The organism is Pseudomonas yamanorum (assembly GCF_900105735.1).
Taxonomy (GTDB): domain Bacteria; phylum Pseudomonadota; class Gammaproteobacteria; order Pseudomonadales; family Pseudomonadaceae; genus Aquipseudomonas; species Aquipseudomonas yamanorum.
The window spans coordinates 6,746,501-6,770,264 of record NZ_LT629793.1 but is presented as its reverse complement, the minus strand read 5'-3'; the positions used below and the strand labels follow the sequence as shown (position 1 = coordinate 6,770,264).

The 23,764-nt window shown below is 60.3% G+C and carries 20 protein-coding genes and 2 pseudogenes; 12 read left to right on the top strand and 10 right to left on the bottom strand.

From position 1 onward, the window contains the following. Positions 1–70: 70 nt before the first annotated feature. Both BLU46_RS31500 and BLU46_RS31495 read left to right on the top strand, forming a co-directional pair. Positions 71–1,660 carry an ABC-F family ATPase gene (locus tag BLU46_RS31500; RefSeq protein WP_008436174.1) on the top strand — a complete coding sequence of 530 codons (1,590 nt, stop codon included), beginning with the start codon at positions 71–73 and terminating at the stop codon, positions 1,658–1,660. Positions 1,661–3,248: 1,588 nt separating this feature from the next. Beyond that, the gene (locus tag BLU46_RS31495) at positions 3,249–4,433 is read left to right on the top strand and encodes an MFS transporter (RefSeq protein WP_093209678.1); all 1,185 of its coding nucleotides are present in this window, start codon (positions 3,249–3,251) and stop codon (positions 4,431–4,433) included. Here BLU46_RS31495 and BLU46_RS31490 read toward each other — a convergent pair. From BLU46_RS31490 to BLU46_RS31480, 3 genes are all read right to left on the bottom strand, one after another. Then, on the bottom strand, positions 4,427–5,464 hold the full coding sequence (locus tag BLU46_RS31490; protein WP_026077749.1) for an alpha/beta hydrolase family protein: 1,038 nt from the start codon (positions 5,462–5,464) through the stop codon (positions 4,427–4,429). The two genes, BLU46_RS31495 and BLU46_RS31490, sit on opposite strands and share 7 nt — an antisense overlap. Before the next feature lie 227 nt (positions 5,465–5,691). Further along, positions 5,692–6,303, bottom strand: a complete 612-nt coding sequence (locus tag BLU46_RS31485) for an FMN-dependent NADH-azoreductase (protein WP_063029889.1) — start codon at positions 6,301–6,303, stop codon at positions 5,692–5,694. 120 nt (positions 6,304–6,423) lie between these two features. Beyond that, positions 6,424–7,362, bottom strand: a complete 939-nt coding sequence (locus tag BLU46_RS31480) for an AraC family transcriptional regulator (protein ID WP_093209676.1) — start codon at positions 7,360–7,362, stop codon at positions 6,424–6,426. Between the two features lie 157 nt (positions 7,363–7,519). Between BLU46_RS31480 and BLU46_RS31475 the strand changes: the two genes are divergently transcribed. Then, on the top strand, positions 7,520–8,428 hold the full coding sequence (locus BLU46_RS31475) for a LysR substrate-binding domain-containing protein (protein ID WP_063029885.1): 909 nt from the start codon (positions 7,520–7,522) through the stop codon (positions 8,426–8,428). After that, a complete protein-coding gene (locus BLU46_RS31470; protein ID WP_063029883.1) occupies positions 8,425–8,781 on the top strand; it encodes an MmcQ/YjbR family DNA-binding protein in 357 nt (118 codons plus the stop codon). The genes BLU46_RS31475 and BLU46_RS31470 overlap by 4 nt, the downstream gene beginning before the upstream one ends. 133 nt (positions 8,782–8,914) lie before the next feature. Here the strand turns inward: BLU46_RS31470 and BLU46_RS31465 are convergent, their stop codons facing one another. Next, on the bottom strand, positions 8,915–10,054 hold the full coding sequence (locus BLU46_RS31465) for a M20 aminoacylase family protein (protein WP_408003257.1): 1,140 nt from the start codon (positions 10,052–10,054) through the stop codon (positions 8,915–8,917). 132 nt (positions 10,055–10,186) lie between these two features. Further along, positions 10,187–11,482 carry a carboxylesterase family protein gene (locus tag BLU46_RS31460; RefSeq protein ID WP_093209671.1) on the bottom strand — a complete coding sequence of 432 codons (1,296 nt, stop codon included), beginning with the start codon at positions 11,480–11,482 and terminating at the stop codon, positions 10,187–10,189. Positions 11,483–11,564: 82 nt separating this feature from the next. Here BLU46_RS31460 and BLU46_RS33300 point away from each other — a divergent pair, with 82 nt between their 5' ends. Continuing rightward, a complete protein-coding gene (locus BLU46_RS33300; RefSeq protein WP_231988841.1) occupies positions 11,565–11,786 on the top strand; it encodes a hypothetical protein in 222 nt (73 codons plus the stop codon). Between the two features lie 212 nt (positions 11,787–11,998). Here the strand turns inward: BLU46_RS33300 and BLU46_RS31450 are convergent, their stop codons facing one another. The 3 genes from BLU46_RS31450 to BLU46_RS31440 all read right to left on the bottom strand — a co-directional run bounded on the left by BLU46_RS31450 (position 11,999) and on the right by BLU46_RS31440 (position 14,531). Further along, positions 11,999–12,901, bottom strand: a complete 903-nt coding sequence (locus BLU46_RS31450) for a HoxN/HupN/NixA family nickel/cobalt transporter (protein WP_093209666.1) — start codon at positions 12,899–12,901, stop codon at positions 11,999–12,001. Between the two features lie 419 nt (positions 12,902–13,320). Beyond that, a complete protein-coding gene (locus tag BLU46_RS31445; RefSeq protein ID WP_063029875.1) occupies positions 13,321–13,704 on the bottom strand; it encodes a DUF1294 domain-containing protein in 384 nt (127 codons plus the stop codon). Further along, entirely contained in the window at positions 13,701–14,531 is an 831-nt protein-coding gene (locus BLU46_RS31440; protein WP_063029873.1) for an undecaprenyl-diphosphate phosphatase, read from the bottom strand. Before BLU46_RS31440 ends, BLU46_RS31445 begins: the two co-directional genes overlap by 4 nt. 229 nt (positions 14,532–14,760) lie before the next feature. Here BLU46_RS31440 and BLU46_RS33665 point away from each other — a divergent pair. The 6 genes and pseudogenes from BLU46_RS33665 to BLU46_RS31415 all read left to right on the top strand — a co-directional run. Beyond that, positions 14,761–15,540 (top strand): annotated as a pseudogene (locus BLU46_RS33665) (cache domain-containing protein); the annotation flags it as partial. Positions 15,541–15,660: 120 nt separating this feature from the next. After that, a complete protein-coding gene (locus tag BLU46_RS33660; RefSeq protein WP_408003280.1) occupies positions 15,661–16,395 on the top strand; it encodes a methyl-accepting chemotaxis protein in 735 nt (244 codons plus the stop codon). Between the two features lie 101 nt (positions 16,396–16,496). After that, the gene (gene pnuC / locus BLU46_RS31430; RefSeq protein WP_063029869.1) at positions 16,497–17,060 is read left to right on the top strand and encodes a nicotinamide riboside transporter PnuC; all 564 of its coding nucleotides are present in this window, start codon (positions 16,497–16,499) and stop codon (positions 17,058–17,060) included. Next, a complete protein-coding gene (locus tag BLU46_RS31425) occupies positions 17,057–17,578 on the top strand; it encodes an AAA family ATPase (protein WP_093209660.1) in 522 nt (173 codons plus the stop codon). Before pnuC ends, BLU46_RS31425 begins: the two co-directional genes overlap by 4 nt. Positions 17,579–17,596: 18 nt before the next feature. Beyond that, positions 17,597–18,739, top strand: a complete 1,143-nt coding sequence (locus BLU46_RS31420) for an FAD-dependent oxidoreductase (RefSeq protein ID WP_093209657.1) — start codon at positions 17,597–17,599, stop codon at positions 18,737–18,739. 69 nt (positions 18,740–18,808) lie between these two features. Beyond that, the gene (locus BLU46_RS31415; RefSeq protein ID WP_093209654.1) at positions 18,809–20,326 is read left to right on the top strand and encodes an FAD-dependent oxidoreductase; all 1,518 of its coding nucleotides are present in this window, start codon (positions 18,809–18,811) and stop codon (positions 20,324–20,326) included. Here BLU46_RS31415 and xth read toward each other — a convergent pair. Beyond that, a pseudogene (gene xth / locus BLU46_RS31410) lies at positions 20,323–21,106 on the bottom strand (exodeoxyribonuclease III). The gene BLU46_RS31415 and the pseudogene xth sit on opposite strands and share 4 nt — an antisense overlap. A gap of 76 nt (positions 21,107–21,182) precedes the next feature. Beyond that, positions 21,183–22,907, bottom strand: coding sequence for a gamma-glutamyltransferase (gene ggt / locus BLU46_RS31405; RefSeq protein WP_003215346.1), 1,725 nt, complete (start codon positions 22,905–22,907; stop codon positions 21,183–21,185). Positions 22,908–23,060: 153 nt separating this feature from the next. On the opposite strand from ggt, the gene BLU46_RS31400 reads away from it, so the two are divergent. After that, on the top strand, positions 23,061–23,717 hold the full coding sequence (locus BLU46_RS31400) for a TetR/AcrR family transcriptional regulator (protein ID WP_093209652.1): 657 nt from the start codon (positions 23,061–23,063) through the stop codon (positions 23,715–23,717). Positions 23,718–23,764 lie beyond the last annotated feature (47 nt).

The window sequence follows — 23,764 nt, the reverse complement described above, 5'->3', positions numbered from 1 at the left end:
CCGTTGGCCTGGGCCACAAAATGGGCCCGGCTCACATTAGCGCACTCCAAGCTATTGATAGGTAAAGTAATTGATCTCCACAGCTAACATCACCATGCAGTTCGGCGCCAAGCCGCTATTTGAGAACGTTTCGGTCAAGTTCGGCGCAGGCAACCGCTATGGCCTGATCGGTGCCAACGGTTGCGGCAAGTCGACTTTCATGAAAATCCTCGGTGGCGACCTCGATCCGTCGGGTGGCCAGGTCATGCTCGAGCCGAACGTACGCCTGGGTAAACTGCGCCAGGACCAGTTCGCCTACGAAGAATTCACCGTACTCGACACCGTGATCATGGGTCACGAAGAGCTGTGGAAGGTCAAGGCCGAGCGCGACCGCATTTACTCGCTGCCGGAAATGACCGAAGACGACGGCATGGCCGTGGCCGAGCTGGAAACCGACTTCGCCGAGATGGACGGCTACACCGCCGAATCCCGCGCCGGTGAATTGCTGCTGGGCCTGGGTATCGGCATCGAGCAGCACAATGGCCCGATGAGCGAAGTGTCACCCGGCTGGAAGCTGCGTGTACTGCTGGCCCAGGCGCTGTTTTCCGATCCGGAAGTGTTGCTGCTCGACGAGCCAACCAACCACCTGGACATCAACACCATCCGCTGGCTGGAAAACATCCTGACCCAGCGTAACAGCCTGATGATCATCATCTCTCACGACCGTCACTTCTTGAACAGCGTCTGCACCCACATGGCCGACCTGGACTACGGCGAGCTGCGTCTGTTCCCGGGCAACTACGACGAATACATGACCGTGGCGACCCAGTCCCGCGAGCAGTTGCTGTCGGACAACGCCAAGAAGAAAGCGCAGATCTCCGAGCTGCAATCCTTCGTCAGCCGCTTCTCGGCCAACGCCTCGAAAGCCAAGCAGGCCACTTCCCGCGCCAAGGCGATCGACAAGATCCAGCTGGCCGAAGTCAAGCCATCGAGCCGCGTGAGCCCGTTCATTCGCTTTGACCAGACCAAGAAGCTGCACCGCCAGGCGGTCATCGTTGATCGCATGGCCAAAGGCTTTGACGGCAAGACGCTGTTCAAGGACTTCAGCTTCCAGGTTGAAGCCGGCGAGCGCGTGGCAATCATCGGCCCGAACGGTATCGGCAAGACCACCCTGCTGCGTACCCTGGTCAACGAACTGACCCCGGATGCCGGCACCGTCAAGTGGACCGACGCGGCTGAACTGGGCTACTACGCCCAGGACCACGCTTCGGACTTCGAAGACGAGTCCAACCTGTTCGACTGGATGGGCCGCTGGACCAAGGAAGGCGAACAAGTCGTTCGCGGCACCCTGGGTCGCATGCTGTTCTCCAACGACGAGATCCTGAAGTCGGTGAAGGTGATTTCCGGTGGTGAGCAAGGCCGCATGCTGTTCGGCAAGCTGATCCTGCAAAAGCCGAACGTGCTGATCATGGACGAACCGACCAACCACTTGGACATGGAATCCATCGAGGCGCTGAACCTGGCGCTGGAGAACTATCCGGGTACGCTGATCTTCGTCAGCCATGACCGTGAGTTCGTATCGTCCCTGGCCACTCGCATCATCGAGCTAAGCCCGAGTGGTGTGATCGACTTCAGCGGTACTTATGACGATTACCTGCGTAGTCAGGGTGTGGTTTTCTAAGGACCGCTGGTTGTTTGAAATGCAAAAGCCCCGTCCAGTGTGATGGGGCTTTTTTTGCGGTTGGGATTGGGGATCAAACACCCAACTCCCAGACTTCCCCCGCCCCCTGTGGGAGCCGTCGAGCCCCAGCGAGGCCGCGATGGCGGTGTGTCAGGCAACCTCTTTATCAACCATGCCGCCGCCTTCGCAGCCTCGCTAAAGCTCGACAGCTCTCACATTCGATTTGCGCAACCCGAGTGCTTGCGATCAAACACCTAACCCCCAGACTTCCCCCGCCCCCTGTGGGAGCCGTCGAGCCTCAGCGAGGCCGCGATGGCGGTGTGTCAGGCAACCTCTTTATCAACCATGCCGCCGCCATCGCAGCCTCGCTAAAGCTCGACAGCTCCCACATTTGATTTGTGCAGCCCGAGTGGTTGCGACCGAACACACAATTCCCAGACTTCCCCCAAACCCTGTGGGAGCTGTCGAGCCCTGGCGAGGCTGCGATAGCGGTGTGTCAGGTAACCTCTTTATCAACCATGCCGCCGCCTTCGCAGCCTCGCTAAAGCTCGACAGCTCCCACATTTGATTTGTGCAGCCCGAGTGGTTGCGACCGAACACACAATTCCCAGACTTCCCCCAAACCCTGTGGGAGCTGTCGAGCCCTGGCGAGGCTGCGATAGCGGTGTGTCAGGTAACCTCTTTATCAACCATGCCGCCGCCTTCGCAGCCTCGCTAAAGCTCGACAGCTCCCACATTTGATTTGTGCAGCCCGAGTGGTTGCGACCGAACACACAATTCCCAGACTTCCCCCAAACCCTGTGGGAGCTGTCGAGCCCTGGCGAGGCTGCGATAGCGGTGTGTCAGGTAACCTCTTTATCAACCATGCCGCCGCCTTCGCAGCCTCGCTAAAGCTCGACAGCTCCCACATTTGATTTGTGCAGCCCGAGTGGTTGCGACCGAACACACAATTCCCAGACTTCCCCCAAACCCTGTGGGAGCTGTCGAGCCCTGGCGAGGCTGCGATAGCGGTGTGTCAGGTAACCTCTTTATCAACCATGCCGCCGCCTTCGCAGCCTCGCTAAAGCTCGACAGCTCCCACATTCGATTTGCGCAACCCAAGTACTTGCTACCGAACACACAACTCCCAGACATCCCCCGCCCCCTGTGGGAGCCGTCGAGCCCCAGCGAGGCCGCGATGGCGGTGTGTCAGGCAACCTCTTTATCAACCATGCCGCCGCCTTCGCAGCCTCGCTAAAGCTCGACAGCTCCCACATTTGATTTGTGCAGCCCGAATGGTTGCGACCGAACACACAATTCCCAGACTTCCCCCAAACCCTGTGGGAGCTGTCGAGCCCTGGCGAGGCTGCGATAGCGGTGTATCAGGCGACCTCTTTATCAACCATGCCGCCGCCATCGCAGCCTCGCTGAAGCTCGACAGCTCCCACATTTTACCGTGTCCACTTTAGCCGTCCCGGCCAGGGAGGACTCATGGGTCCAAAGCCGGATAGGCACGCCCCCTCAAACACACCCAATATAGTTAGCCTGCTTCCTTTTACCCCAAGCCCTTGCCATGATGCGCTCACCGCCCGCCCGCGAACGAGTTCCCATGCCTGCCACACAGCCCGCCGCCCCCAGCTCCTTGTCGATCACTCTGCAGATCGTCTCCATCGTCTTCTACACCTTTATCGCGTTTATCTGCATCGGCCTGCCGATTGCGGTGATCCCCGGCTACGTCCACGGCGAACTGGGCTTCAGCGCAGTAATTGCCGGGATAACCATCGGCTCGCAATACCTGGCCACGCTGCTCAGCCGCCCGATGGCCGGACGCATGTCAGACAACGTAGGCACCAAACGCGCCATCGTGCTGGGCTTGAGCGGAATCCTCCTGAGCGGCGTGCTGACGTTTATCGCCATGCTGGTGCAAAGCCTGCCGTTGCTGAGCCTCGGCATCTTGATTGTCGGGCGGCTATTACTGGGGGTTGCGCAGGGCCTGATCGGCGTCGGCACCATCAGTTGGTGCATGGGCGCAGTCGGTGCCGAACACACCGCACGCTCGATCTCCTGGAACGGCATCGCCTCCTACGGCGCAATTGCCATCGGCGCACCGCTTGGGGTCGTGATGGTTGCAGACTACGGCTACACCAGCCTCGGAATCGCCCTCACGGTGCTATCCGCCCTGGGACTGCTGCTGATTCGCAACAAGCCTTCGGTGCCCGTGGTACGCGGCGAGCGGCTGCCCTTCTGGGCGGTCTTCGGACGTATCGCGCCGTTTGGCGCCAGCCTGTGTCTCGCATCGATTGGCTACGGCACCCTCACCACCTTTATCACCCTCTACTACCTGAGCCGAGGCTGGATCGGCGCGGCCTGGTGCCTGACGGTATTTGGCGTGTGCTTTATCCTGTCACGCCTGGTGTTTATCACGGCCATCAACCGCTTCGGCGGCTTCACGGCGGCGATAGCCTGCATGACCATCGAAACCCTGGGGCTGACGCTTCTGTGGCTGGCACCGTCCACCGGCGTGGCCTTGATCGGCGCCGGGCTGACGGGCTTCGGCTTGTCGCTGGTGTACCCGGCGCTGGGGGTGGAGGCGATCAAGCAGGTGCCCAACAGCAGCCGGGGCGCCGGGTTGAGTGCGTATGCGGTGTTTTTTGACCTGGCGCTGGCGATTGCCGGGCCGGTGATGGGCGCGGTGGCGTTGAACCTGGGCTATTCGTGGATCTTCTTCTGCGCCGCCTTGCTCTCCGTCACCGGCCTGGGCCTGACGTTGCTGCTCAAGCGCCGCGCTTACTGATCCGCCGTTTGCAAGCCCGCCCGGGTGGATTGCCCAAGGGTGTGATTGAAGAACCGCCCGGCCTCGGAAATCAGGTCGCGGTGGATGCTTTCACGGTCAACCCCGTCGGCATCGGTGCACATGGCCGGCATCGCGGCCAGTTGGCTCTCATCGCAAGGCGCCATGAACACGAAGTGCCCTGCCCCGGCCAACAGCTTGAAGTCCGGCGGCTCCGGCAGTTTGCGCGCCAGGGCCTCGGCGTTCTTGTCCACGGCCACCAGCTTGTCGCCGTCGCCACTGTAGAGCAGCACCGGTACATGCACGTCCGCCAAGGTGTGGCGGCCAAACATCAGGCTCAGCGGCGCCATCAGCATCAACGCATGAATGCGCGGGTCGGCCTGGGGCTGCAAATCGTCACGGTCGACGATCAACTCGCCCTTGGTGGTGCAGGCGTCGCGGTCTTCGGGGCGTTGTTGGCAGTAACGGCGCAGGCGGTCCAGGTCCGGCTTGGCACCGGCGAGGATCAGCGCGGTTTCGCCGCCGGCCGAATAGCCGATGACACCCACCTGGTCGACGTTGACGAACGGCGACAGCATCGGGTCGCCGAGGGTGGCGGTGATGGCTTCGGAGATCTGGATCGGGCGCCCATACAGGTTGCTCAAGGTCCCCAGGCGGCTGTGGTCCTTGTAGTTGTCGCCAGGGTGCAACACCGCCACCACGACAAACCCCTTACGCGCCAGAGAGGTCGCCAGGTCGTGCAGGGCCAAGGGTGTGCCGGTATTGCCGTGGGACAGCATCAACATCGGAAAACGGCCAATGGCGATTTTAGAATCTTCAGTGGCAGCGATGTGATAAGCGCCCACCTTGGTGATGTGTTCCTGGTCGGTGGACGGATAGAACGCGACGGCCTTCATCGGCTGAAGATCCAGCGGATCGAGAAAAGTCATGCGATGAAAGCCCACACTCCAATGGGGGTGCGGTGCGGGCGCGGCTTGCACTGAAATCAGGCCACCGAGCAGAGAAAGAACCAAGACGGCACAAAGACGCATCATGAGGATGTCCACCTTTGCTGCATAAGCCCGCGTAGCTATTGAAGTATCCATGGTTCAGGCGCTCGGACTGGCAGGGTTTACCCATGCGTGCATAACCTGGGCCAAAGTAGTGACAGCGGGTAAACGAAAAAACTCCGTACTCCGTTCGCTTTTCAGGCGAGCAGAATACAGAGTTTAGGCGCCTCGATTCAGATTGATATCGAGGAACAGCAAAATTTACACAAGTCTTACGCTGCGGCGAACAACTGGTCGCTGATCAATACATGGGCGTCGCTCAGTGCCTTGGTGCGGGCCTCGTCACCATAGGCCAGGCCGTGGGCACGGACGAACTCGATGTCGGTGATCCCGAGGAAACCCAACAGCACGGTCAGGTAGTCTTCGTGGGCTGCGCCCGTCGGCTGGCCCACATGCAAGCCGCCGGAGGTGGAGACAATGATGACTTTCTTGCCGCCACACAGGCCTTCCGGGCCGGCTTCGGTGTAACGGAACGTCTGGCCGGCGACGGCAATGCGGTCGATCCAGGCTTTCAGTTGGGTCGGGATGGTGAAGTTGTACATCGGCGCGGCCAGCACTACGGCGTCTGCTGCCAGGAATTCGGCCAGGGTGGAAGCGCTCAGGTCGGCTTCGTGTTTTTGCACGGCATCGCGCAATTCGGCGGCAGTGCCCAGGGCGCCCAGAGTGACACCGGAGAAGTGGGTGATGGCGTCAGCGGCCAAGTCACGATAAACCACTTCGACACCCGGCTCTGCTGCCTGCCAGGCTTTGACGACACCGGCGCTCAACTGACGGGAAACCGAGTTGTCGCCGAGGATGCTGGAATCGATATGCAACAGTTTCATGGTTCATCTCCAAGTAAGCATCGCCTTTGGCGACGGAATGGAACTAAGCCTACAGATGAATCCAATCAACGATTAGTCGGGCAGAATGCGATTGTTTGTCCCGCTGACAGGACAGTGATCCTAATGTGACGAGACATAGATCGACGCGCTCGTGGGCGGCGGCAACGCGTAGGTACGTTTCATCCAGTCAATCTCTTCATGGGGCGTGCGACCGAAAAACCGCTTGAACTCGCGGCTGAACTGGGAAGCGCTCTCGTACCCCACCCTGGCGCAGGCCGTGGCAGCGCTGATGTCACTCCTCAGCATCAGTAACCGCGCCTGGTGCAAGCGTGTCGACTTCAGGTACTGCATGGGCGAGGTGTCGGTCACCGTACGAAAATGCGCATGAAAACTCGGTACGCTCATCATCGCTTCGTTAGCCAACCCTTCCACGTCCAGGCGCTGGTGGTAACACGCGTGGATCTTGCGAATCGCCCGGGCCACCTTGCCAAACTGACCCTGGAGATTCAATGCAGCCCGCATCGAACCGCCCTGCTCGCCCGTGATAATGCGGTAGTAGATTTCACGCATCAGGGTCGGCCCGAGCACCCGCGCGTCCACTGGCACACTCATCACCTCCAGGAAGCGCAGCAACGACTCACTGAGCTTGTCATCCATCGGCGAGGCGTACATGCCCTTGGGCCTGGCGTCGGGCTGCGGGGCCACCGCGTCGAGCTCCAGCATCAGCTCGGCGGCCAGGTTGAAATCCAGGCGCAAATACACCGCGAGCATTGGCTCTGCTTCGCTGGCCTCGGTTTCCATGGTGAACGGCACCGGCACCGACACCACCAGGTAGTGCTGGGCGTCGTAGACGTAGATGTCTTCCCCCAGGAAACCGCGCTTGCGGCCCTGGCACACGATCACGATACCCGGGTCGTAAAGCACCGGAACCCGCGTCAATGGCCGATTGGAGCGCAGGAAGCGCACGTCATCCAGCGGCGTCAGGTTGTAACCCTCCACGGGCGCCAACTGTCCCATCAGCTCGATGATTCGGCGGGTACGTGGCTGCTCAAGGTTCATTGGAATGCACTGGCCGGGGAAAACCAAAAGGTAACCCGTCGGTGCTTCACTGGCCAGCCAACCGTAGTCGCAAGCTTGCTCACCGCTGTATTTTGGGGTGGATTTGCCGACGTCAGGCGCGGATAGTTCGTCCCATCGACAGGACAATAGGCCGACCATGCAAGATCTGAATGACCTCTACTATTTCGCCAAGGTAGTGGAAGCCGGCGGTTTCGCCGCCGCCGGACGGCTGTTGGGGATCCCCAAGTCGCGGCTGTCGCGGCGCATTGCCGAACTGGAGGAGCGCCTCGGCGCCCGCTTGCTGCAACGCACTACCCGCCAACTGACCCTGACCGCCGTGGGTGAACGCTACCTGCGCCACTGCCAGGCGATGCTGCTGGAGGCGGAAATGGCCGATGAGGCGGTGGCCAGCATGTCCAGCGAACCCCGTGGCAGGCTGCGGGTCAGCAGCCCGGTGGGCTTGGCTCACCAATTCCTGCAAACCGTGGTGGCGGAGTTTCTCACCGCCAACCCGTTGGTGCAGTTGGAGATGAACCTGGTCAACCGCCGCGTCGACCTGGTGGCCGAAGGCATTGATGTGGCCTTGCGCGTGCGCGAACTGGGGGATGAAGACCCGCTGCTCGTCACCAAGCGCCTGCGCCAGGCCCAGACGGCGATTGTTGCCAGCCCCGGCTTTGTGCGTGAGCGGCAGATCAACAGCCTCGAAGACCTCAAGCAATTGCCGGTGCTGGGCGCCCTGGAAGCAGACCGCATGGTGCACTTCCGCATGCTCAGCCCGGAGGGCAACAGTCACGACCTGGTCATGGAAGCCCGATTGGGCATCGACGATTTCCTGGTACGCAAGGCCTGCGCCCTCGCCGGCCTGGGGTTTACAGTGCTGCCGATGATGTATTGCGAAGAGGAATTGGCTAACGGCCAGTTGGTGCAGCTCTTGCCCGAATGGTCATTGCCGGGTGGCTGGTTGCAGGCGGTGTACCCACATCGACGCGGCGTGTTGCCAGCAGTGCGAGCCTGGATCGACCATCTGGATAACGCCTTCAAAGGTTGCGGAGACCGTTTGCTATGAGAATGACCGAAGAACAAGTCGCCACGTTTTGCCTGGGCTTGCCCGGCGCGCGGGAAGACTACAAATGGGGTGGCGTGCGGGTGTTTTCGATTGCCGGCAACAAGATGTTTGCCTTGCAGAATCTGCGGGGAGACTCGCTGGCGTTCAAGGTCGACAAGGAGCTGTTCCTGGGCCATGTGGATCGCCCCGGCATCCACCCGGCGCCGTACCTGGCACGGGCGCAGTGGATCATCATGGAAACGCCCTACCCGCTGGGCGCTGAGGAACTGCGTGGCCTGTTGCAGCGTTCCCACCAGTTGGTGGTGAGCAAGCTGCCCAAGCGCACGCAGGTGGGGCTGAGGCTGGATGACTGATACACAACCCTCAGGCCAAAAAAAGCCACTCTATTGAGTGGCTTTTTTGTATCTGAGGAGGAATCAGCATCCCGTTTCCGCAGCGGGTTGTTACCGTGGTAGCGGCTAAATAAGCACGCCCCCGCATCGACCATTACTCCAGGGGCAAACCTTGCTCCACCAGTGAGGCCAATAAGCCTGCGCCGAGGGGGATGATGCTGTCGTTGAAGTCATAGTGATCATTGTGCAACTGACAGGAACCGGCGCCCTGGCTTGGGCTGCCTCCCTGCCCCAGATAAATATAGGCGCCCGGTCGTTGTTCCAGCATGTATGAAAAGTCTTCGGCCCCCATGGTCAAGGGTTCGTTGCACTTCACGTTTTCCTCGCCTATCAAGCTACGGGCAACCTGGGCGGCGAACAGCGCTTGCTCAGTGTGATTGATGGTCGGCGGATAGCCTCGCTGGTAATCACACGTGGCCGTGGCACCGAATGCGGTGGCGACGCCCTGGGCAATCTCACCAATGCGCCGGTCCAGCAAATCCCGATTGGCCGCCGTAAAGCTGCGGGCAGTTCCACGCATTTTCACCTGTGCCGGAATAACGTTAGAAGCAGTAAGTTGACTGGTTTGCATACTGGCAACTGTCACCACGCCCGCCTCCAGAGGGTGCAGGTTACGGCTGACAATGCTTTGCAGTGCAATGACGATATGGCTCGCGACCACCACCGGGTCAATGGTTTCGTGAGGAATGGCGGCATGGCCACCACGACCGGTCACGATAATGTCGAACGTGTCGGCGGCCGCCTCCACAGGTCCCGGCTGAACTGCGATGACCCCTGCCGGGTAATCCGGATTGTTGTGCAGGGCATAAATCGAATCCACGTTAAATTGTTCGAACAGGCCTTGTTCAATCATCACCTGCGCGCCCCCGCCGCCTTCTTCCGCAGGCTGGAAAATCACCACTGCCGTACCGCGGAACCGGCGCGTCTGCGCCAGGTAGCGGGCTGCGGCCAGCAACATCACGGTGTGCCCGTCGTGCCCACAGCCGTGCATCAGGCCGGGGTGGACCGAGCGGTGCGCAAAGTCGTTGGCCTCGACCATGGGCAGGCAGTCCATGTCCGCCCGCAGGCCAATGCTCCCGCCGGGGCTGGCGCCATGGATGACACCGACAACCCCGGTACCCGCCAGCCCACGGAAAACCTCAATGCCCAACCCCTCAAGAAAGCTTGCGACGATCTGTGAGGTTCGATGCTCGTCAAACCCCAACTCCGGGTGGGCGTGGAGGTCGCGTCTCAAGGCGGTCAGCTCTTCGAGGTCTGGACAGATTGCATCTACTGGGTTTTGTGACATGGACTGGCTCTTCTTATTGGAATAGTCGAACTGCAAATCTACAGGCCGTCAGCGTTAGTTCAAGCCTCAGGTGAGGCATCAGGCGCGTTTGCCGACCCTCCAAATACGCCAAGGTCGCGAAGGTGATGTATCAACTTCCTGGGCTGACGCACTGCGGGCGAACTCAAGCCAAATGGAACGCAGGGCTTTACCCTGAATTTCAAGGTCACTCCATACCGCGCCCTCAAGCATCGGCGCAGTTGACCAGGCACCTTCATCGCCTAACAAAAAGGGCAGTTCAATACAGTGGGCAGCGCCCCAGATAGAGTCGGGTGCTTGCCAGGAGAAGTTGTAGAGATAAACCGGCTGGGTACCGTCAGCCAGCGTGGAAGCCAGCTCTTTTATGCCATCGGTGAACAGCGATTGAGTCAATGCCTTTCCATGCTGGCGCATTGCCAACTTGCGTTGCTCCTTTGACAGGTGTTCCCCGTCCACCACGGGAAGGAACGGCAATGCTTCATCGTCTACCCATCCCATTAATGTCGGTATGCGACAGGCAGACCAGGCCTTTTCCAGTTCAGGCAATCCGGGCAGTGGGTAGCAATCGACAATCGGCCCTACGATCATCACGGACTCGATTTGCGCAGCGGCCTGGGCTTGTGCGGCCAACAACTCTTCTACCGTTGCGCTGAGCGGGTCTTTGCCCAGCAGTGCTGCGAACACGTTACCGAACGCCCTGGCAGTTTTTTGATCCTGGTGGGATCCCATGGGTGGACTTTGCAAAATGGCATGGGCGAACAGTGGACGGTCTTTTCCCATCGCCATCATATAAGCAATCGAATGAGCGCCCGCAGACTGCCCGAATAATGTGATGTTGTTTGGGTTACCCCCCAGTTTTGCGATATGGCGGTTCACCCAGCGAACGGCCTCAATCTGATCCAGCAGCCCCAGGTTGCCCTGGCAGACTCCATCCAGCATCAAGTAGCCGAATACGCCCAACCGATAGCTCACATTGACAACGATAACGTTACCTTCCTGCGCAAGCTTTTCAGCCCCGTACCAGGGCATTCCTCCACCGCCACTGAAGTAGCCACCGCCATGAAACCAGACCATCACCGCACGGTTTTCAACGTTGCCCGCTAGCAAAGTGATATCCAGCAGTAGGCAATCCTCACTCTGCGGCATATCCACCGACGGCTTCCCCATTACCCGCTCCAAACGTGAAGGCAACTGACAGGGGATCTTCGATAAGGTGGACGCCGATCGTAAATCTTCAGGAGGCAAGACCGGCTGTGGAGGCTGAAAACGTTCGGCTTGAGCGTAACGAATACCTGTCAGGCGCGTAATACCCGTATCGGGCAATGAACCTGAACCATTTTTTTCTTTCGACGACATGGAAACTTCCTGTTAGTTGGCGATTAATGAACACAACCGGATAAATATGACCTGACAATGAAACGTGATATAGGTCAGACACATGAATATCGAATTCCAGAGAACTATTTACCGTAACCCGGCTTTGGAGAGATTACATGGATGCTTACTCGAACTTGCTTCTTCAGGTGTTCCACGAAGAAATACTCACACCGTTAGCACTGTCATTCGCCTTAGTCATATTTTTGAACGGTATCGTCAAAAAGGTAAAAAACACCGCCCTGTGGAAAATATCGATACTGCTAACCCTGGGGGCTGGTTTTAATCATTTTCTGGCCTCACGTCTGGTTTATGTTCTATCCCGAACCGTGCATTCAGGCGGCTGGTCCCCCAACAGCCCCTTGCCATTTCAGCCCTTGGGCTCGGATTAAACTGGGTTTGTTCTCCGCGATGCTCGGATGCCTGCTGGCTTTACTTTCGGTGAAAGCCTGGCAGTTCTTGGGTGAAAGAATGCTTAACCCTAAATAGACATTTAAATCAGATATTGGCACGTAGTTGATCGTAGCCACGCACGTAATAATTAACGGCCGAGATCAACCAGCACAGCACAAAGATCCCAATAATCCAGTAGCCAATCTGGCCGAAGTTATCGCTGATGGCGTTGATTGGCGTCCAGATACCACCGGTCAATTCCAGCTTTTCGGAAATCAGGCCCAGGGCTTCAATACCACCGATAAACAGCGCAACGACGACCGAGGCCGCCGTGATGGTGATGTTGTAGTAGAGCTTGCGCACCGGCTTGGAGAAGGCCCAGCCGTAGGCGCCGACCATGACGAAGTTATCCAGCGAATCGATCAGTGCCATGCCCACCGCAAACAGCACCGGGAACACCATGATCGACCACAGGCTGATGCCGTGTGAGGCGCTGGTGGCACTGATGGCCAACAATCCAACTTCCGTAGCGGTGTCAAAACCCAGGCCGAACAGAAAACCTACCGGGTACATGTGCCAGCTCTTGTTGACCAGGTTGAACACTCGGCCAAACAGGCGAGCCATCAGACCGCCGACATCCTGGAACCAGGCCATGTTGTCCTTGAATGCCATCGCGGTGACGGCAATCGCAAAGCATGCCAACACCACGATGGTGGAATGCCCCAACGAGAACCAGGTGCCCACCGCAATAGGCCGTTTGCCTTGTTGCATCAGCTTGCGGATTACGTTGTCGATAGCCGCGATATGGTCGGCATCCACCGCGTGGCGCAGACCGAAGCCGTAAGCCAGTAACGCGGTGCCCATCAGCACCGGGTTGTGGCAGAACTCGATCAACGCCCACGCCCACGCGAGGCCGTTGGCGGCAAGCAGGCCGGTGAGCAAGTAGAGTGCGTGTCGCTTGGTGGTTGCAGGCTCGCAGGTGCTGGATAACGGAGTGATAGCGTTCATTACGGTTTCTTGTTTGGCAGTGAGCGTGCGGGGTTGGCTCAGCGCCAAAGGACTGTGGGGTGACATGCCCGCAGGCACCCACAACCTGCCGTGGAGATCATGGTGACGCAGGGCAAACCGGGCAGCTCTTCGTCCCGTTACAACGTCTTCTGCACCAGCGACGGCACGCGCCGCTCAATGTCCGCCAGCACACTGCGATTGCCGCGCTTCTCAAAACCCAGGCGCAGGTAACCGCTTTTGCCGACCGCCCCACTGGATCGAGGTCGAATGCGCAGTCACTGAATGAACGTTTGGAAACAGCCGAATAATCGGCTGCTAGCGGAGGAGTCTAGGCTGCGGGGGGCACATTTGATCTTGATCGGCTCCCGCGAACCTGTATGGAATTTCCCAAGGATAGATTTTTTCGGGCTAATAGGGCGTTAGAAAATCGATAACAGTGTGCCACCCAGGAACAGCTGATCAATCCAGAACACCTGGTGCAGCAACACGATCAGCCAGAACACCACCTGGTAAGACACCTTGCGCGTCTTGTGGCGGAACACCTGCTGGGCAATCAACGCCCCCGGCCAACCGCCTGCCAGCTCCACGGCGTGCAGGACGTTTTCCGGGGTGCGCCAGCTGTCTTCGCGAGCCTTACGCTTGTCGCTCCAGTACAGCAGGAACGCCACCACGCTGACCACGCCATAGGCCACCAGCGGGATCAGCGAGACCCCGCGGTACCACAGCAGCGCCGAACCAAACAGCGGCGCGGCGCACAGCAGTGCAAACACCAACGCCTTGAAGCGCGGATGCTGGATGATCATGGCTTGACGGCCGACCAGTCGATCCAGCCGAACTGCCAGGTGGCCAGGATCACCAGGCCGAAGGCGATCCGGTACCAGGCAAACGCCGCGTAGCTGTGGCTAGCGATGAACTTGAGCAGCGCCTTGACCGCGATCATCGCGAAGATGAACGAGGTGACAAAGCCGATGGCGAACACCGGCAGGTCATCCGGCTGGAACAGGTGACGGTACTTGTAGCCCGAATACACCGCCGCACCGACCATGGTCGGCATCGCCAGGAAGAACGAGAACTCGGTGGCGGTCTTGCGCGAGAGGCCGAACAACAGGCCGCCAATGATGGTGGCGCCCGAGCGCGAGGTACCCGGGATCATCGCCAGGCACTGGGCGAAGCCAACTTTGATCGCGTCCTTCCAGGTGATGTCGTCGACGGTTTCGGCGTGCACTTCATGCTGGCGACGCTCGGCCCACAACATGATGACGCCGCCCACCACCAACGCCGCCGCCACGGTGATCGGGTTGAACAGGTAGTGTTTGATCAGGTCGGCGAAAATCACCCCCAACACCACCGCCGGCAACACGGCGATGATCAGGTTGACGGTGAAGCGTTGGGCATTGCGCTGGGTCGGCAAGCCGACCACCACGTCGAGGATCTTGCGTCGAAACTCCCACACCACCGCCAGGATCGCGCCCAGCTGGATGATGATATTGAACGCTTCAAAGCGTTCGCCACCAAAGTTGATCAAGTCGGCCACGATAATCTGGTGCCCGGTACTGGAGATCGGCAAAAACTCCGTCAATCCCTCTACAACGCCGAGTATCAGTGCCTGTACGGCGGTCCAAAGATCCATCGATTCCCCCAAAGGTCATGCCCACGGCATGCCTCGTTGATATTTTTTAGACGTTCACTAACGAAGAGTGCGCTGCAAGCACAGCGCAAATAATCAAGGCCGAACTGCGAAAATTCCGTGAAAAATCAGGCAGGACTCAGGTTTTTTGATTCTGGGCCGAAAGCCTATCAGACAAGCCGGAAAAGTCGATGCAGCACCCAAAATTATAAGAACACGGAGTGACAGGACCATGAACAGTTTGCGCAATATGTCTATCAGCCGGCGCCTCTGGCTGATCCTGATCGTCGCCGTGCTGATGCTGCTAACCCTCGGCCTGCTTATGCTCAAGCAGATTCATGGCGACCTGTACCAGGCCAAGAGCGAGCAGACCCAGCGTGTGGTGCAAACCGCCAGCGGGATCCTGACTTATTATCACAGCCTCGAAACCAGCGGCGTCCTGACCCGTGAAGCGGCGCAGAAGCAAGCCTTGAGCGCGGTACGTGGCCTGCGCTACGGCAAGGACGACTACTTCTGGATCAACGACCTCACGCCCGTGATGATCATGCACGCGGCCAACCCCAAGCTCGACGGCCAGAACCTGTCGGCCATCCGTGACCCGGATGGCTTTGCGGTGTTCAATGAGTTCGTGATCCTGGCCAAGGCCAAGGGCGCCGGGATGGTGAATTACCGCTGGCCCAAGCCCGGCGCCGATGCACCGGTGGCCAAGACCTCCTATATCCAGCTGTTCGAACCCTGGGGCTGGATCATCGGGTCCGGCGTGTATGTCGATGACGTGCAAGCGGAATTCCGCGGCCAGGTGTGGAAGGCCTCGATGGTGGGCCTGGTGATCGCCGTAATCATGGCCCTGCTGGTGGTGCTGATTGCCCGCAGTATCGTGCGCCCGTTGCAGCAAGCGGTGAACGCGATGGCCAATATCGCCAGTGGCGAAAGCGACCTGACCCGCACCCTCGACACCCACGGCCAGGACGAGGTCACTCAACTGTCCCGGCACTTCAACAGCTTTACCGCCAAGTTGCGGCAGGTGGTCGGCCAGTTGCAGACCTGCGCCAATGCGTTGGGCCAGTCATCCACCGAACTGGGCAGCAACGCCAGCGACGCCCATGACCGCAGCCAGCAGCAATCGCAGCAGATGGAATTGGTCGCAACCGCGATCAACGAAGTCACCTATGGCGTACAGGACGTGGCCAAGAACGCCGAGCACGCGGCCAGCGAAATGCGCGATGCACAGGTGCAAGCCGAACAGGGCCAGCTCAATATCGACGGCAGCCTGCAACGCATCGACCAGCTCTCCAGCACCATCAGCCAGGCCGTGGACGTGATCCGCACGCTGTCGACTGAAAGCACAGAGATTGGCGGGGTACTCGAAGTGATCCGCTCCATTGCCGACCAGACCAACCTGCTGGCCCTCAACGCCGCCATCGAAGCAGCCCGTGCCGGGGAACAAGGCCGTGGGTTTGCGGTGGTGGCCGATGAAGTGCGGCTGCTGGCCCAGCGTACACAAAAATCCACCGCTGAGATCCAGGCCATGATCGAGCGCCTGCAAGGTCATTCGGAGGCAGCGGTCAAGGTCATCAGCGACAGCCACCAGGCCTCGCAACTGACCATTGAGCAAGCGGGCCAGGCGGGAGCGAGCCTGACTGCCATCGGCCAGGCGCTGCGTAATCTCAATGGCTTGAACGCTTCGATTGCCAGCGCCACGTTGCAGCAGGCGCATGTGGTGGAAGACATCAACCAGAATGTGACGCAGGCGGCTGGTTTGTCCCACAGCACGGCATTGGCGGCGCAGCAGTCCAGCGTGGCCAGTGCGCACTTGAAGGGCCTGAGCGAACAACTCGACAGCCTTCTGCGCCAATTCAAGGTCTGACGCCGATGATCGTTCCCACGCTCCGCGTGGGAACGATCTACCCCCGCGCCCACCACTCTGGTTACAATCACCGCCCTCTTCGACTCCCCCAAGGAACCGCCATGTCCGGGCTTGAACTGTTTGCCGCCGCCCTGGGGGTGATCGCTGTCTGGTTGACGGTTAAACAGAACCCGTGGTGCTGGCCCATCGGCCTGGTGATGGTGCTGCTGTACACCTGGATCTTCTTCGATGTGAAGCTCTATTCCGACATGCTCCTGCAAGTTATCTACGCCGCCCTGCAACTCTACGGCTGGTGGCAGTGGACCCGCGCCGGCGAGGTCAAGCAAGGGCGGCAAGTCACCAGCCTGGGCCTGCAACCGATCCTCCAAGGCCTGGCCGTGGGCGCTCTGGGCAGCCTGTTGCTGGGCGCCGCCATGGCCCACTGGACCGACGCCGCCCAACCCTGGCTGGACGCGGCCCTGACTGGCTTCAGCCTGGTGGCGCAGATGTGGATGGCGCAGAAGCGCGTGCAGTGCTGGCCATTGTGGGTTGCCCTGGATGTGATCTTTGTCGGGCTGTTCCTCTATAAAGGCCTGTACCTCACCGCCGCACTCTATGCCTTGTTCACCGTGATCGCGGTGCAGGGCTGGCGCGAATGGCGCGCCGACCCGGCGTTGCATGCATGAAAGTCGTGGTATTGGCCGGCCCGGAATCCAGCGGTAAAAGCTGGCTGGCCGCGCAGTTGCAGGCGCATTTTGGCGGGGTGATGGTGGGCGAATACGTGCGCCATTTCATCGACCACCACCAGCGCGATACCACCCTGGCCGATATCCCCGACATCGCCCGTGGCCAACTGGCCTGGGAAGACGCCGCGCGCGCCCGGCAGCCAGCGTTGCTGATCCTGGACACCAACCTGCTGACCAACAAGCTGTGGAGCCAGACCCTGTTTGGCGACTGCCCGGCCTGGCTCGACAGCGAACTGCTCGCCCGCCACTACGACTTGCACCTGCTGCTGTCGCCGGAAGACGTGGAGTGGACCGCCGATGGTCAACGCTGCCAGCCGGAGTTTGCCGACCGCCTGGCGTTTTTCCAGGCCAGCCTTGACTGGCTGGAGCAACATCATCAGCCGTTACGGATCATCCGTGGGGATTGGCAAGCGCGCCAGGACCAGGCGTTTTCAGCGGTGGAACAACTGTTGGATTGACCGACGAGGACAGTTTTCATGAATAGCTCATTACGCATTGCCATCGTCGGAGGCGGCCCTGCCGGGCTGACCCTGGCACGGATTCTTACGATCAATGGCTTTACCGCCAGCGTGTTCGAGCGCGAGCGCGGGCCACTGGAACGACCTCAGGGCGGCACCCTGGATTTACACGTTGAATCCGGCCAGCTGGCGCTCAAAAAAGCCGGCCTTGAAGATGCCTTCCACACCATCGCCCGTTATGAAGACCAAGGCTCGCGCCTGATGGATAAACACGCGCGACTGCTGTTTGAAGACCCCAGTCCGGCCGCCGGCGACCGCCCGGAAGTCGACCGCACCGCCTTGCGGCAAATCCTCCTGGATTCGTTGCCTGCTGATTGCGTGAAATGGGACGTCAACGTCAGCGAGATCCGCCAGGCAGGCGACACATGCTGGACCCTGCATCAGGGCGACACCGTCCACGGCCCGTTCGACCTGGTCGTCGGCGCCGACGGGGCCTGGTCGAAAGTGCGCCCCTTGTTGTCGCGCTATCAGCCTCAATACAGCGGGCTGACGTTTATCGAATTCGGGGTTGATGACGTCGACCGCCGCCACCCGGCCCTGGCCACGCTCGTCGGCCAGGGCAAACTGGACGTTTCGGGCGACGCCAGGTTGCTGGTCGTGCAACGCAACGCCAACGCGCATCTGCGCGGCTATGGAATCTTTCGCGTCCCCACTGACTGGGCGGCGCAGCAACTGGACTGGTCTTCGCCACAGACGACCCGGCAATCGCTGCTGGCGCAGTTCGAAGGCTGGCACCCGGACATCCTCGCGCTGCTGCACGCCTCAAACGAGCGCTTTCTGTCCCGGGCCATTTACGCGCTGCCCGTCGGCCATCACTGGGCACACCGCCCAGGCCTGACCCTGATTGGCGATGCCGCACATCTGATGTCACCGTTTGGTGGCGAAGGCGTCAATGCGGCGATGCTCGATGCTGCGGAGCTGGCCCGGCACCTGATCGAAAACAGCACATGCTCCGAGGCGGTAAGGGCCTATGAAACGCAGATGTTCGACCGCATAGAGCCGATCGCCCGTGACAGCGCCGAAGCGGCCGCCACCCAACTCTCCCATGATGATATCGCCCTCTCCCTGGCGCATTTTCGCAGCCACAGCGCGCAAGGCTGAAGACCGGTTATCGGGTCAACGCAGTTCTCCACGCAGGGCACAGGTCAATCCTTAAAAGGAGATTGGCCTATGAACATGCGCATTGTTGCCCGCTTGATCAACTTGCCCGAAGACCGCGGCGTTCGCGTCGAAACCGCCGCCCACAAGCTCCTGCTGGTGCGTTCGGGTAGCCAGGTGCGGGCCTATCAGGCGGAGTGCCCCCACGCCGGGGCGCCTTTGGAGCAAGGCGCAATCTGTGACGGGAGGATCATTTGCCCGTGGCACAAGGCGGCTTTCCGGGTGGATGACGGCCAGGTCTGCGAGCCGCCCGCATTGGTGCAGCTCACGCAATATCCGGTGGAGATTCACGATGGTGTGGTCAGCGTGGGAGACGAAGCGCTGCCCTCTTCATCGGCCCCACAGGCCAAAGACTCCCGCTGCTTTATCGTGATTGGCGCCGGCGCAGCGGGTTCGGCAGCCGTCGCTACCCTGCGCCGCGAAGGCTTCAGCGGCCGCCTGCTGTGGATCGACCAGGAGCAAAATCCTGCCTACGACCGCACTGCCTTGAGCAAATTCGTCATCGCAGGCGAGATGCCGCCCGACGAAACCCCACCGTTGCTGGATGAAGCCAGCTACCGCGACATCCAGATCCACGGCGAAGTCCAAAACCTTGACCCTCACGCCAAATGCCTCCAACTCGTAGACGGTCGCCGCTTCGACTACGACGCGGCGCTGCTGGCCACCGGCGGCGAGGCCAAACCGCTGGATATTCCCGGCACCGTACTGAACAACGTGTTTGTGCTGCGCTCACGGGATGACGCGGCGCGCATCGTCAAGGCAGCGCAACCCGGTAAATGCGCGGTGATCATCGGCGACAGTTTTATCGGCCTGGAGGCTGCTTCAGCGCTACGCAAGCGCGGCTTGACGGTCCAGGTGGTGGGCCGTCACGAGATTCCGCTGGCAGCCCAACTGGGCAAGCGCATCGGTGCGTCACTGCGCCAATTGCATGAGGCCAATGGCGTGATATTCCACAGCGCCAGTGAGCCCGCGCGCCTCGAAGGACACGGGGATGTGACGACGGTCGTGCTGAAAAACGGCCATAGACTGGCCGCAGACCTGGTACTGATGGGCGTCGGCGTGACACCTGCCACCGGTTTTGTTCAGGGGTTGGAAAAGGCCGAGGACCAGTCACTGAAGGCCGAAGCGGATTTGCGGGTCGCACCCGGGCTATGGGCAGCGGGCGATATGGTGACCTTCCCATGGAACGATCAGCCCGTGCGCATCGAACACTGGCGCGTGGCGCAGCAACTCGGGGTGCTGGCGGCGCGCAACATGCTGGGAGCGCAGCAGGCGTATGCCGACGTGCCGTTCTTCTGGACCTATCACTTCGGCAAGACGTTCGAACTGCTGGGCCATCCCCGTCACTGGAATCAACTCCACGTGGAAGGTGACCTGCAGCACCACCACTTCATCGCCCTGCTCTGCCGTGGCGATGAAGTGGAAGCAGTGGTTGCCTGCGAACATCAGCGGGCCATGGCGCTGCTCTCGCAACGCATGAAGCACCCGCTGAAAAAAGCCGAGGTGCTTGAGCTGATCCGCGGGCTCTAACGGGCCTTGCGGGTGCCGAGCTGGATCCAGGTCGGCGCATGGTCGCTGGCATGGGGCTCGTTGCGCACCCACGCATCCACTCCGGCGCCGTTCAGATAAGGCTTGAGCGCCGGATTGAGCAGCAAGTGATCAATTCGCAGGCCGGCGTTTTTCTGCCAGTGCTGGCGGAAATAATCCCAGAAGGTATAGACCTGCTCGTCGGGATACAGATGGCGCAAGGCGTCCGTCCAGCCCTGCTCCAGCAGGCGCTGATAACACTCACGACTTTGCGGCGTCCTTCAGCCAGGAGCGCGGGTTGTAGATATCGAGGTCGGTGGGCACCACATTGAAATCCCCGGCCAGCAACACCGGGTGTTCACTGGATTGCAGGTGCCTGGCGTAGTCGATCAGCCGTTCAAACCACGCCAGTTTGTAGTCGAATTTCGGCCCCGGCTGGGGGTTGTCGTTGGGCAAGTACAGGCAGCCCACCAGAATGCCGTGCACGGCGGCTTCGAGGTAGCGGCTTTGATGGTCGGCGTCATCACCGGGCAAACCCCGGCGGCTTTCCAGCGGTTGCGCGTCGCGGGCCAGAATCGCCACGCCGTTCCATGAGGCCTGGCCCAGGCACAACGCACCGAAGCCGGCGGCGTCAAAGTCGTTGAAGGGAAACAGGCTGTCGGGCGCCTTGAGTTCTTGCAGGCAGACAATGTCCGGCTGTTCCCGCGCCAGCCATTCCAGCAGATTGGGCAGGCGGGCGCGGATGCCATTGATGTTGAAGGTCGCGATCTTCAGCGCTTTCATGGGAAGGGTCCTTCCAGGGCTCTTGGAGTAGAGCCCGGAAGGTGTTCGGTCGTTCCGTTTTCAGGCGCGATTGACCTCAGTAGCCCAACGACAACCCGGTATTGCGCCGTGGGTCGTTGGCCCCATAGAAACGGTTATTGCCCACCGGCTTGCCGTCCAGGGACGGTGCGCCCACCAGGATGGCTGCCAGGTGGTTGGCATCCTGCGGGCCGGCAAACTTGTGGCCCCAGCCTTCGAGGATTTTCTGGGTATCGGGGCTCAGGGCAAAGCGCTCGATATTGGTCGCCTCAGGCAGCCATTGCTGGTGGAAACGCGGGGCGTCCACGGCTTCCTGAATGTTCATCTTGTAGTCGATGACATTGAGGATGGTCAGCAAGGTGGCCGTGATGATGCGGCTGCCACCCGGCGTCCCCACCACCATCACCGCTTTGCCGTCCTTGGTAACGATGGTCGGGCTCATGGACGACAGCGGCGTCTTGCCCGGCGCGATGGCGTTGGCTTCGCCCTGGACCAGGCCGTACATGTTCGGTACGCCGATCTTGGAGGTGAAGTCGTCCATTTCGTCGTTGAGAATCACCCCGGTTTTGCTCGCCATTACACCGGCGCCGAACCAGTCGTTGAGGGTGTAGGTCACCGAGACGGCGTTGCCCCACTTGTCGACGATGGAGTAGTGGGTGGTGTTATTGCCTTCGTGGGGCGAAACCCCGGGCTTGATGTCCTGGGAGATCCCGGCTTTCTGCGGGTCGATGGCGGCGCGCAGTTTGGCGGCGTAGTCCTTGTCCAGCAGGTGCTCGACCGGGTTCTGCACGAAGTCCGGGTCGCCGAGGTAGCTGTTGCGGTCAACGTACGCATGGCGCATGGCCTCAATCTGGTAGTGCAGGCCCTGGGCCGAGTGATAGCCGAGGTCGGCCATCGGGTAACCTTCGAGGATATTCATGATTTCGCAGATGACCACCCCGCCCGAGCTCGGTGGTGGCGCGGACACCACGTGGTAGCCACGGTAGTCACACTCGATGGGCGCCAGTTCGCGGGTCTTGTATTTGTCCAGGTCGGCCTGGGTGATGATGCCTTTGCCCGACTGGCTGGAATCCACAATCGCCTTGGCTACCCAGCCTTTGTAGAAGCCGTCGGTGCCCTTGGCGGAGATTTCCCGCAGGGTTTTCGCCAGGTCTTTCTGCACCAGCTTCTGGCCAACCAGCATCGGCTCGCCACCGTGCAGGAAGATGCCGCGCAGATCTTTGTCTTTCTTGAATTCGTCGGTAGCGGTGTGCAACAGGTCGACATCGCCCTGCTCCAGGGCAAAACCGTCTTCGGCCAGCTTGATCGCCGGGGCGATCACCTGGGCACGCTTTAGGGTGCCGTATTTGCTCAGCGCCAGTTCCATACCCGATACAGTGCCGGGTACGCCGACAGCCAGGTGTCCCTTGGAGCTGAGGTCCGGAACGACGTTGCCGTCCTTGTCCAGGTACATGTCGGCAGTCGCCGCCAGCGGGGCTTTTTCGCGGAAGTCGAGGAAGGTCTTGCGTCCATCGGCCAGTTGCACGGTCATGAAACCGCCGCCGCCCAGGTTGCCGGCCGCCGGGTAGACCACGGCCAGGGCGTAGCCCACCGCCACCGCCGCATCCACCGCATTGCCACCGGCCTTGAGCACATCCACCCCCACATGGGTAGCGAGATGCTGGGCCGTGACCACCATGCCATTTTCGCCAGCCACCGGGGCCTGGGAGGCCGCCTGTACACCGCTGACGGTCAGCACCAACGCGGTGGCAATCAAAGTTCGGGTAAACGGTTGGTATTTCATCCCTGGCTACTCTGCTTATTAGAAGAACTAGAAAGTAATACGTTTCCGATCCAAGCCCCAGCGTTATGCCGCGTTTGTGACAGAGCCTGTCGGTAACGGAATAATGCCCATGCTATATTCCGGGCCTTTACGCTGCGCTGCAGAGGCTTTTCGATGGTGATCAAGAAGACCGGTATCCGCGCCCAGCAAGCCGACCAGACCCGCGCGCGGATTCTCCAGGCGGCGGTCAAGGTCTTCACCCGGGACGGCTATTCCGGCGGGCGTGTGGAAAGCATTTCCCGGGAGGCCGACTCCAACGACCGCATGTTGTATTACTACTTCGGCAGCAAGGAGCACCTGTTTGTGTGTGTGCTGGAGCACACCTATGAGCAGTTCAATAAAGCCGAAAGCAAACTCAAGCTCGACCTGAGTACGCCGGTGCAAGCGTTGCAGGCGTTGGTGGGGTTTATCTGGAATTACTACGTCAAGCATCCCGAGTTTGTGGCGATCCTGAGTATCGAGAACCTGCATAAGGGCAAGCATGCGAAGCAGTCCGGGGAGCTGCGGCGGTTGTCCGGGGAGGCGGTTGGGGTGTTGCGGCCGATTATCGAGGCGGGTCAGGCCCAGGGGCTGTTTCGTGAGGATGTGGACATCAAGCACGTGTATTTGATGATTGCTTCGTTGTGCTACTTCTATAACTCCAACCAGCACACGCTGAGTTCGTTTTTAGGGGAGGATTTGGCGGACAAGAGCCAGCAGCGGGATTGGCTGGGGTTTATCAGTGATCTGGTGTTGCGTGGTGTATGCCTGACACCGCCCATCCAACGGTAGAACCTGGATCTAAATGTGGGAGCGGGCTTGCTCGCGAATGCGGTGTA